A 10533-nucleotide genomic window follows, 5' to 3' on the forward strand; every position below is an offset into this window, starting at 1 on the left:
TGCTCCGATCATCGGCCTGTACGATGCCGGCGGCGCGCGCATCCAGGAGGGCGTCGCGGCGCTCGCCGGTTACTCCTACGTATTCCGTCGCGTGGTACAAGCCTCCGGCGTGATCCCGCAGATCAGCGTCATCATGGGCCCCTGCGCCGGCGGCGACGTATATGCGCCGGCGATGACCGACTTCATCTTCATGGTGAAGAACACCAGCTACATGTTCGTCACCGGCCCCGACGTCGTGAAGACGGTGACCAACGAGGTCGTCACGCCGGAGGAACTCGGCGGCGCCTCGGTGCATGCCACCAAATCGTCGATCGCCGACGGTGCGTTCGAGAACGACGTCGCGACCTTGCTGCAGATGCGCCGGCTGCTCGACTTCCTGCCGGCGAACAGCAGCGAAGGCGTGCCGGAATGGCCGAGCTTCGACGACATCGAGCGCGAGGACTTTTCGCTCGATACGCTGATCCCGGATAATCCGAACAAGCCCTACGACATGAAGGAGCTGATCCTGAAGGTCGTCGACGAGGGCGACTTCTTCGAGCTGCAGGATACTTTCGCCAAGAATATCATCACCGGCTTCGGCCGCATCGCCGGCCGCACGGTCGGCTTCGTCGCCAACCAGCCGATGGTGCTGGCCGGCGTGCTCGATAGCGATGCCTCACGCAAGGCCGCGCGGTTTGTGCGGTTCTGCGACGCCTTCAACATCCCGATCGTCACCTTCGTCGACGTTCCGGGCTTTCTGCCGGGCACCGCGCAGGAATATGGTGGCCTGATCAAGCACGGCGCCAAGCTGCTGTTTGCGTTCTCGCAATGCACCGTGCCGCTGGTGACGCTGATCACCCGCAAGGCCTATGGCGGCGCGTTCGACGTCATGGCGTCGAAGGAGATCGGTGCCGACATCAACTACGCCTGGCCGACCGCGCAGATCGCCGTGATGGGCGCCAAGGGCGCGGTCGAGATCATCTTCCGCCAGGACATGAACGACCCCGACAAGATCGCGGCCCGCACCAAGGAATACGAGGACCGCTTCCTGTCGCCGTTCGTCGCTGCCGAGCGGGGCTACATCGACGACGTGATCATGCCGCATGCAACGCGTCGCCGGATCGCGCGCGCGCTGGCCATGCTGCGCGACAAGAAAATGGAAATCCCAGCCAAGAAGCACGACAATATGCCGTTGTAACCGGTCTTTTCCCGTCCGCAGCGCCGAGCGCGCCGGACGAATGGAAGACCGCTCGGACCCGATCAGAACGCGCCCTGCGGACCGCAGCGGCGCGTTCTTGCTTGTTGCGGCTGATATTGAATCCCATCTACTTCTCGGGCAGAGTTCGGCATCCTTCCGCGGGTCCATCATGATGTGCCGACGCTATCTCGCCGTTCTGGCCGCTACCGTGGCGCTGGCGTTGCCGGCCCACGCCGAAGAGCAGATGCTGCTGAAGCCGCCGAAGGGCTTCAAGGTGGTCGCCGAGTCCGGCACCGAGCAGACCAAGACGACCGTCATGGTTCCGCAGGGCCAGAGCGTTGCCAGCTGGACCGAGAAGCTGTCGACGCAGGTGCTGCTCAAGCAGGCCGATGAAGCGCCCGAGGCGTTTCGGGCGCGGTCAGAAAAAGCGGCGCTCGCCGAGTGTCCGGGCGCGACCTTCGAAAAGCTCAAAGGTGGCACCGAAAATCTGTATCCGATGGCGGCCTGGATCGAGACCTGCGCGAAGCCGAAGGACGGCGGCGGTTTACTGCAGACTTGGACGAAGGCGGTGCAGGGCCGCGAGAATTTCTACGTGCTGCAGAAGGCGCAGCGCTTCGTCCCCGATGCCAAGCAGCTCAAGGCGCTGACCAGCCTGTTCGACGCCGCCAGGGTCTGCGATACCCGCGTTCCCGGGCAGCGCTGTCAGCAGAAGTGAGCCAAGGCGCGAGCGGCTGATGCGCTCGCAAAGCCGCAAGGGGCCCGACGAACTGCTGCATAGTCCGCAGGGCGCCGTGGGCGTAAGTTACTTCACCTGACAGCGAACATCGGAGCGAGCGACATGACTGTTCCGTGGGGTCTGGTCGGTCTGGCCTTCCTGGTCTGCCTCGCCGTATCGGCGGCCGGCTTTCGCAGGGTCTATTACTTCGTCAGTCTGTGCTATGCGGGCGCCATCGCGGCGCAGAGCCTCGTCTTCATGCTGGTGTTTTACGCCAGCATCGAGGGCTGGGTGCTGCTGCTGATGCTGGCGTTGCTCGCCTACGGCGCCCGGCTTGGCGCCTTCCTGGCAATGCGCGAGCGCAATCCGGGCTACGCTAAGGAATTGGACATTGCCGAGCGACGAACAAGCGATGTGCAACTCTGGCAGAAGGCGGCGATCTGGCTGGGCGTCAGCCTGCTGTTCACGCTGCGGTTTTTGCCTGCCGTGCTGGCCGCTTCGCTGCAGGCAGAAGGTGTCTGGCCGGCCTCGACGCCGCTCGGCGTGATGCTGATGGTGGCCGGCCTGGTGATCGAGAGCGTCGCCGACTGGCAGAAGTATACGTATAAGCAGACCAACCCGTCGCATTATTGCGACGCTGGGCTGTATCAGATGGTGCGCTGTCCGAACTACTTCGGTGAGATGCTGTTCTGGTTCGGCGTCTGGATCGCCGGTCTCTCGGCCTATGCGACTGTGGCGGCGTGGCTGCTGACCACGCTGGGCCTGCTGTATATTCTGGGGCTGATGACGGCCGCCGCGGCGGGCCTGGAGCGCAAGCAGGACGAACGCTACGGTGCACTGCCGGACTATCAGGACTATGTGCGGACCGTGCCCATCCTGTTTCCGATCACGACCATCTACACGCTCCGCAGGCTGAGGGAAGCTTTCGGCCGCTAGAGCCTGCGGCCGCGAGGAACGCAGCCTGCCGGCGGTGTCCGGAACAAAAAAGCCCCGCCGAAGCGGGGCTCGATTGTTGATCGGGCGCTTCGGCTCAGTAGCGGCGCAGGCAGCGGCCGGCACGCCAGAAATAGCCGGGCGGACAGACGCGCGGTGCAACGACGCGCGGCGGAACGACCACCGGCGGGCGGCGATACATCGGGCGGCAACGGCCCATCGGGCCTCGAGCCCAGCCCGGACCGCAACCCTGCGCGACTTGAATCACATCGGAGCTGTTGCCAGAACCCAGCGGAGCCAGCGGCATGGCGTTCGCGGCGCTCGCGCCGGCAAGCCCAGCGGCGAAAGCGGCGGCTGCGATCAACATCTTCATCGGATTTCCCTCGTTCGGCCGCGTGTGCGGCTGCTGAAACTCCGCACGCTTTCGCATGCGTTTGCCCCGAGGCTTCGCTTATCCGATTCAGCGTAAACACCGCATGAACAACCAGCGCGATGTGGCTTCGCAATGCCGCAGCGCAATGCGGCGGATGCCTCAGCATCCGCCGCATTAAAAACGTCGAAATGAGGTACCGCCGTTACTTCGGCGAATTGTCCCGATGGATTTCGCTGCCGCTCGGCTGATTGGAAGGGGACGATGGCGTCTGTGCATGCGACGGCGCAGCGCCGGTCGTTACGCCGGGTGCTGCGTTGGTGCGTGGACCAGTGTCGGTCGCTGCGGGAGCCGCTTGCTTGGCCTGAGCCTCCTGTGCGGCCAGGCTGAGCGGGGTGTCGGGCACAGTGGTCGCGACCGGCGCGGTTTTCGGGTCCACGGCGGATGAATTCATGCCGTAGAACACCGCGCCAAAGACAAGGGCGATCGCCACCGCGAAAGCGATGATTCGCCCGGTGCCAATCCGGCCGTCGCGCAGTTCGGGATCGGCCTGCAGGTCCTGATCGAACCGCGCTGGATCTCTCGAGTCCGTCCGATCCGACTGAGTAGGGTCGTTCGGCTTGCCTTGCGAAGTTCCTTGCACCATGCAGCTCCTCCTTTCTGTTCCGAAACAATCCGGCGCCGCCCAATCTGTTCCGAAACCCGCTGTTTCGGTCGACCCAAGAGTGCGACACGAACGGTCTCTCGAGGCCATCCGAACGAACGAAACGGCAAGCCGCGGCATATGTTCGGTACGAAAACTGCGAACATGCAAACGCCGTCAGCGTCGCCGTTTTTTGTGATGCGTCCGCGACATAAACCGGCATAGACTGATTCCAAAGACCGCAGCAGCGGCAACGGTTGCGCGGTCGAAACGCTCTATGAGGGCCGTATGGGAATCGACCAGGGACCGATCAGTCTCGATCAGAAATACACGCAGCATTCGGGTCACATCTTCCTCACCGGCATTCAGGCGCTGGTGCGGCTGCCGATGGCGCAGGTCCGGCGCGATCGCGCCGCGGGCCTCAACACCGCAGGCTTCGTCACCGGCTATCGCGGCTCGCCGCTCGGTGGCTACGATCAGCAGCTGATCTCGGCGCGGCGGCACCTCGAACAGTACAACGTCAAATTCCAGCCGGGCGTGAATGAAGACCTCGCGGCCACCGCGATCTGGGGCACGCAGCAGCTCAACCTGTCGCCCGGCGCGCAGTATGACGGCATCACCGGGATCTGGTACGGCAAAGGTCCGGGCGTCGATCGCTGCGGCGACGTTTTCCGCCACGGCAACGCCGCCGGATCCGCGAAGAACGGCGGCGTGCTGTGTCTCGCCGGCGACGATCACGGCGCCAAGTCGTCGACCGTGCCGCATCAGTCCGACCATGCCTTCATCGCAGCGTTGATGCCGTATCTGTATCCGTCCTCGATCCACGAGATCATCGAGATGGGGCTGCTCGGCATCGCGATGTCGCGCTACTCCGGCTGCTGGGTCGGCATGAAGGTGATCACCGAGACGGTGGAGACAACCGCCGAGATCAATCTCGCCGACGAGATGACGCCGTTCGTCATTCCGAGTGATTTCGAGATGCCGCCCGGCGGCCTCAATCTGCGCTGGCCTGACGACCGCTACGATCAGGACCGCCGGCTGCAGGACTACAAGGGCTTTGCGGCGATTGCTTTCGCCCGCGCCAACAAGGTCAATCGCGTCACGATGGACTCGCCGAACGCGCGGTTCGGCATCATGGCCTCCGGCAAGAGCTACGAGGACGTGCGCCAGGCGCTGCGCGAGCTCGGCATCGACGAGCAGGTCGCGGCGCGGATCGGCCTGCGGCTGTACAAGATCGGCATGCCGTGGCCGCTTGAGCCGGAAGGCGTGCGCGAGTTCGCGCGCGGGCTCGACGAGATCTTCGTCATCGAAGAGCGCCGCGAGATCGTCGAGAACCAGGTCAAGCAGCATCTGTTCGGCATGCGCGAACGTCCGCGCGTGATCGGCAAGATGGACGAGCACGATCATCGCCTGCTGCCGTTCGCTCAGGAGCTGAGCGTCGCCAAGGTCGCGACATCGGTGGTCGACCGGCTGCTGGCGATGGAGATCGATCCAACCATCGCCGAGATGCTGCGCGCGAAGGCCGACTGGTTCCACGGCCGCGACGCCTCGCAGGTCCAGAATGTCGTGCCGCTAGTGCGTACGCCGTACTTCTGCTCGGGCTGCCCGCATAACACCTCGACCAAGGTGCCGGAAGGCAGCCGCGCACTGGCCGGCATCGGCTGCCACTTCATGTCGCTGTGGATGGACCGCAACACCGAGACGTTCACCCACATGGGCGGCGAGGGCGTGCCGTGGGTCGGCATCGCGCCGTTCACTGACGAGAAGCACATCTTCGCCAATTTGGGCGACGGCACGTACTTCCATTCCGGCTCGCTGGCGATCCGGCAGTCGATCGCTTCCAAGGCGAACATCACCTACAAGATCCTGTACAACGACGCGGTGGCCATGACCGGGGGGCAGCGCCACGACGGCGATCTGTCGCCGCAGCAGATCACCTATCAGCTGCATTCCGAGGGCATCCGCCACATCTATCTGGTGTCGGAAAATCCCGACGCCTATCCGGCCGACAGCATCGCGCCGGGCACACGGACGCGGCATCGCGATGAACTCGACGCGGTGATGAAGGAATGCCGCGAGATCGCAGGGGCCTCGGCCATCGTGTTCGTGCAGACCTGCGCGGCCGAGAAACGCCGCCGCCGCAAGCGCGGCACGCTGGAAGATCCGGCGCGTCGCGTGATGATCAACGCCGCGGTGTGCGAAGGCTGCGGAGATTGCTCGGTGCAGTCCAACTGCATCTCGGTGGAGCCGCTGGAGACCGAGCTCGGCCGCAAGCGCACCATCAATCAGTCGAGCTGCAACAAGGACTATTCCTGCCTCAAGGGCTTCTGCCCGTCCTTCGTCACCATCGACGGCGGCAAGCTGCGCAAGCGGGCTGCGGTCGATCTCGGCTCGCTCGGCGATCTGCCCGAGCCGTCAAGCCGGCCGGGATTGGAGAAGCCCTACAACATCGCGGTCGGCGGCGTCGGCGGCACCGGTGTGCTGACGATCGGCGCGCTGCTCGGCATGGCGGCGCATATCGAAGGCAAGGCCTCGATGATCCTCGACATGTCCGGCCTCGCGCAGAAGGGCGGCGCGGTGCTGAGCCACGTGCGGCTGTCGGAGAAGCCCGAGGAAGTCACCTGTTCGCGCATCGTCACCGGATCGGCCGACGTGCTGATCGTCGCCGACGAGGTGATGGCGATTTCAAAGGAGACGATCTCGCTGTGCGACAGCGCGCGCACCAACGGCGTGGTTAATACGCATCTGATCCCGATCGCGGACTTCATCCGCAATCGCGACTTCGACTTCCAGACTCGCAAGGTCAACAGCGTGCTGACGGCGGCGCTCACCAAGGACTCGTCGTTCCTCGACTTCACCAAGGCGGCCGAGACGCTGCTCGGTGACGCGATCGCCACCAACATGATGATGATGGGCTATGCCTATCAGCGCGGTCTGCTGCCGCTCTCCGCCACGGCGATCGAGCAGGCGATCGAGCTGAACGGCGTGTCGATCAAGATGAACACGCAGGCGTTTCGGCTCGGCCGTCTTGCTGCCGCTGATCCGGAGCGGCTCGCATCGCTGCTGCAAGGGGCCGAGGCAACCACCGCGCCGAAGACCCAAGGCGAGATGTCGCTCGACGAGATCATTGCTCATCGCATGGCGATGCTCACCGACTATCAGAGCAAGCGGCTCGCCCGGCGTTACGGCGATCTCGTCGCCAAGGTCCGCGCGGCGGCCGATGCCGGAGGTTATGATGAGGCGCTGCCGCGTGCGGTGGCGATCAACTACGCCAAGCTGCTCGCTTACAAGGACGAGTACGAAGTGGCGCGGCTGTTGACGCTGCCGGCGTTCGAGCAGCAGATCAAGGATCAGTTTGAAGGCGACTACAAGGTCAGCTTCAACCTGGCGCCGCCGATCCTGCCCGGCAACGACGTCACCGGCCGGCCGAAGAAGCGACAGTTCGGCGAAGGCATGCGTCCGGTGTTCCGGACGTTGGCGGCGCTGCGCTTCGTCCGCGGCACGCCGATCGACGTCTTCGGCTATCACCCGGAGCGCAAGCTCGAGCGGCAGCTGATTGCCGACTACGAGGCCGACGTCGCCAGCGTGCTGCGGCATTTGTCGCCGGCGACGGCGCAGACCGCGATCGACCTGCTGTCGATGCCAGACCTGATCCGCGGCTACGGTCCGATCAAGCAGAAGTCGGTCGACGACACTCAACCGCGATATGCCGAACTGCGCGCCAACCTGCGCGATCCGCAGCCCGCACCGCCGCGGCAGATGGCGGCGGAGTAGTTCGACGAATTCCGTGCCCCGGACAAAGTCCATCGCGACGCGATGGACTGCAGATCCGGGGCCCCGGTTATCCCAGCATCAGAAGGCACCGGGGTCCCGGACAAGCACATGCAAGTCCTGATGGACGGCATGCGTCGCGGGCGTCGCCAGGCGCTTGCCAATTCGTCTCTGACGGGCGAAACATCTTCTCCGACCAAACGCCAGCGGAGAACTGCGTTGACCATAAGAGGCAAGGCCTACGTTGCCGGCATCTACGAACATCCCACGCGCCACGCGCCTGATAAATCCATCGCCCAGCTGCACGCCGAAGTCGCCAAAGGCGCGATCGAAGACGCCGGGCTGACCAAGGCCGACATCGACGGCTACTTCTGCGCCGGCGATGCGCCGGGTGGCGTGATGGCGATGGTCGATTATCTCGGCCTCAAGGTGCGCCATTTCGATTCGACCGACACCGGTGGCTGCTCCTATCTGGTGCATCTCGGCCACGCCGCCGAAGCCATCGCGGCGGGGCGCTGCTCGGTGGCGCTGATCACGCTGGCCGGAAAGCCTCGCACTGGCGCGTTGCCGCCGCGTCCCGTCGGCGCGGAAGGTGATTTCGAACTCGCCTATGGCGCCACCACGCACAACGTCTATGCGATGTGCGCGGCGCGGCACATGCACGAATACGGCACGACCTCCGAGCAACTCGCCTGGATCAAGGTCGCGGCTTCGCATCATGCGCAATACAACGAGCATGCGATGCTGCGCGACGTCGTCACGGTCGAGGACGTGCTGAATTCGCCGATGATTGCCGATCCGCTGCATCGGCTGGATTGCTGCGTCGTCACTGATGGTGGCGGCGCGCTGATCGTCACCACCGAGGAGATCGCCCGCAGCCTGAAGCGGCCGCTGGTGCGGATGATCGGCGCGGGCGAGTCGATCAAGGGCCCGCGCGGCGGCAAGGATCTCGATCTGACCTACTCGGCGGGCGTGTGGTCCGGCCCGGCTGCGTTCGAGATGGCCGGCGTGACGCCGAAGGACATCAAGTACGCCTCGATCTACGACAGCTTCACCATCACGGTGCTGATGCAGCTCGAAGATCTCGGCTTCTGCAAGAAGGGCGAGGGCGGCAAGTTCGTCGCCGACGGCAATTTGATCTCGGGCGTCGGCAAGCTGCCGTTCAACACCGATGGCGGCGGGCTGTGCAGCAACCATCCGGTCAATCGCGGCGGCATGACCAAGCTGCTCGAGGCTGTGCGACAGCTCCGCGGCGAGGCGCACCCCAAGGTGCAGGTGCCGAACTGCGATCTCGCTTTGGCTCACGGCACCGGCGGCATGCTCGGCATCCGCCACGGCGCATCGACCTGCATTCTGGAGCGCGTGTGATGAACAACCCCGTCAAATATCCCGCGCCTCAGGGCAATCCGGAAACCAAGCCGTTCTGGGATGCTGCGACCGAAGGCAAGCTGCTGATCAAGCGCTGCACCTCTTGCGGCGAAGCGCATTACTTCCCGCGCGCGCTGTGCCCGTTCTGCTTCTCGGACGAGACGGTCTGGGAAGAGAGCAAGGGCGAGGGCGAGATCTACAGCTTCAGCCTGATGCGCAAATCGGCGACCGGTCCCTACGCGATCGGTTACGTCACGCTGAAGGAAGGTCCCTCGGTGCTGACCAACTTCGTCGATTGCGATTTCGCATCCCTGAAGATCGGCAGCAAGGTCAAGGTGGTGTTCAAGCCCAGCGACGGCGGCGCGCCGCTGCCGTTCTTCACGGTGGCTTGATCGCACAACCGCGCCCACCCGTCATTGCGAGGAGCAAAGCGACGAAGCAATTCAGCCACGGCGCTCGACGCTCTGGATTGCTTCGCTGCGCTCGCAATGACGGAGAGATCGCGTTTTTCGTCAAAGACAAGAACAAGGAGAAGCCGATGTCGGCCCGCTATGACGAACTGATGGCGCTGAAGAGCGTCGGGCAGAAGTACACTTACACTGACCGCGATGTGATGCTTTACGCCTACGGCATCGGTATGGGCGCCGATCCGATGGACGAGAAGGAACTCGCTTTCGTCAACGAAGCGACCTACACCGAGCGGCCGCTGAAAGTTGTGCCGACCTTCGCGTCGGTCGCAGCGTGGGGCGCAGGGCCGGGCGAGATGAATCTCAACCGCCTGCTGGTCGTCGACGGCGAGCGCGACATCACCTTCCACCGGCCGATGCCGGTCGCCGCGAACATCACGGCCGACTCCAGCGTCGTGCAGGTCTACGACAAGGGCAAAGACAAGGGCGTGGTGATCCGTCACCAGACAGTGCTGCGTGACGAGACCGGCGCGGAACTGGCAACGCTGCTGGCGTCGCGGTTCGCTCGCGGCGATGGTGGCTTCGGCGGTCCGGCCCTGGAACAGCCCGAGCCGCACAAGATGCCCAGCCGCGCGCCGGATCGCAGCATCGATATTTCGACCCGCCCCGATCAGGCGCTGATCTATCGGCTGTGCGGCGATCGCAATCCGCTGCATTCAGATCCGGAATTCGCCAAGAAGGCCGGCTTCCCGCGGCCGATTCTGCACGGCATGTGTACCTATGGCATCACCTGCCGTGGCGTGCTGCAGACCTACGCGGACTACGACGCGGCCGCCTTCAGGCAGCACGCGGTGCGGTTCTCGTCGCCGGTCTATCCGGGCGAGACCGTGACGATGGATCTGTGGAAGGACGGCGACGTGATCTCGTTCGAGGCGCGGGTGAAGGCGCGCGACGTTACCGTGATCAAGAGCGGCCGGACCGTGCTTGGCTGACGCACTGCGATCTGTGCTCCGGACAAGGTGCATGGCCGCGCAGCGGCCGATGCGCCGCAGATCCGGGGCCCCGGTTCCTGCAGCGCGGCACTAACCGGGGTGCCCGCTCTAACGTCCGGGGGGGGGGCGGCCGCCCCCCGCCCGGGCCCCCGGGTTT

Annotated in this window: 9 protein-coding genes; 7 read left to right on the forward strand and 2 right to left on the reverse strand. The window is 64.6% G+C overall.

Features of this window, described 5'->3' with window-relative positions:
• From ACOJTD_RS07745 to ACOJTD_RS07755, 3 genes are all read left to right on the forward strand, one after another.
• The coding region (locus ACOJTD_RS07745) for an acyl-CoA carboxylase subunit beta (protein WP_420132340.1) at window positions 1-1177 on the forward strand (1177 nt) is incomplete at its 5' end.
• A 169-nt stretch (window positions 1178-1346) separates the two neighbouring features.
• A complete protein-coding gene (locus ACOJTD_RS07750) occupies window positions 1347-1892 on the forward strand; it encodes a hypothetical protein (RefSeq protein WP_420132341.1) in 546 nt (181 codons plus the stop codon).
• 123 nt (window positions 1893-2015) lie between these two features.
• Window positions 2016-2828 (forward strand): DUF1295 domain-containing protein, encoded by an 813-nt coding sequence (locus tag ACOJTD_RS07755; RefSeq protein WP_420132342.1) that lies wholly within the window; start codon window positions 2016-2018, stop codon window positions 2826-2828.
• A gap of 94 nt (window positions 2829-2922) precedes the next feature.
• Here ACOJTD_RS07755 and ACOJTD_RS07760 read toward each other — a convergent pair whose 3' ends face one another.
• Both ACOJTD_RS07760 and ACOJTD_RS07765 read right to left on the reverse strand, forming a co-directional pair.
• A complete protein-coding gene (locus ACOJTD_RS07760; protein WP_420132343.1) occupies window positions 2923-3198 on the reverse strand; it encodes a GCG_CRPN prefix-to-repeats domain-containing protein in 276 nt (91 codons plus the stop codon).
• Between the two features lie 202 nt (window positions 3199-3400).
• Window positions 3401-3841, reverse strand: coding sequence for a hypothetical protein (locus tag ACOJTD_RS07765; RefSeq protein ID WP_420132344.1), 441 nt, complete (start codon window positions 3839-3841; stop codon window positions 3401-3403).
• 285 nt (window positions 3842-4126) lie between these two features.
• Here ACOJTD_RS07765 and ACOJTD_RS07770 point away from each other — a divergent pair, with 285 nt between their 5' ends.
• From ACOJTD_RS07770 to ACOJTD_RS07785, 4 genes are all read left to right on the forward strand, one after another.
• On the forward strand, window positions 4127-7612 hold the full coding sequence (locus tag ACOJTD_RS07770) for an indolepyruvate ferredoxin oxidoreductase family protein (RefSeq protein WP_420132345.1): 3486 nt from the start codon (window positions 4127-4129) through the stop codon (window positions 7610-7612).
• Between the two features lie 216 nt (window positions 7613-7828).
• Window positions 7829-8977 (forward strand): thiolase domain-containing protein, encoded by a 1149-nt coding sequence (locus tag ACOJTD_RS07775; RefSeq protein ID WP_420132346.1) that lies wholly within the window; start codon window positions 7829-7831, stop codon window positions 8975-8977.
• Window positions 8977-9369, forward strand: a complete 393-nt coding sequence (locus tag ACOJTD_RS07780) for a Zn-ribbon domain-containing OB-fold protein (RefSeq protein ID WP_420132347.1) — start codon at window positions 8977-8979, stop codon at window positions 9367-9369. The genes ACOJTD_RS07775 and ACOJTD_RS07780 overlap by 1 nt, the downstream gene beginning before the upstream one ends.
• Before the next feature lie 146 nt (window positions 9370-9515).
• A complete protein-coding gene (locus ACOJTD_RS07785) occupies window positions 9516-10376 on the forward strand; it encodes a MaoC/PaaZ C-terminal domain-containing protein (RefSeq protein ID WP_420132348.1) in 861 nt (286 codons plus the stop codon).
• Window positions 10377-10533 lie beyond the last annotated feature (157 nt).

The sequence above is a fragment of the Rhodopseudomonas sp. genome (genome assembly GCF_048594845.1).
Classification (GTDB): Bacteria; Pseudomonadota; Alphaproteobacteria; order Rhizobiales; family Xanthobacteraceae; genus Rhodopseudomonas.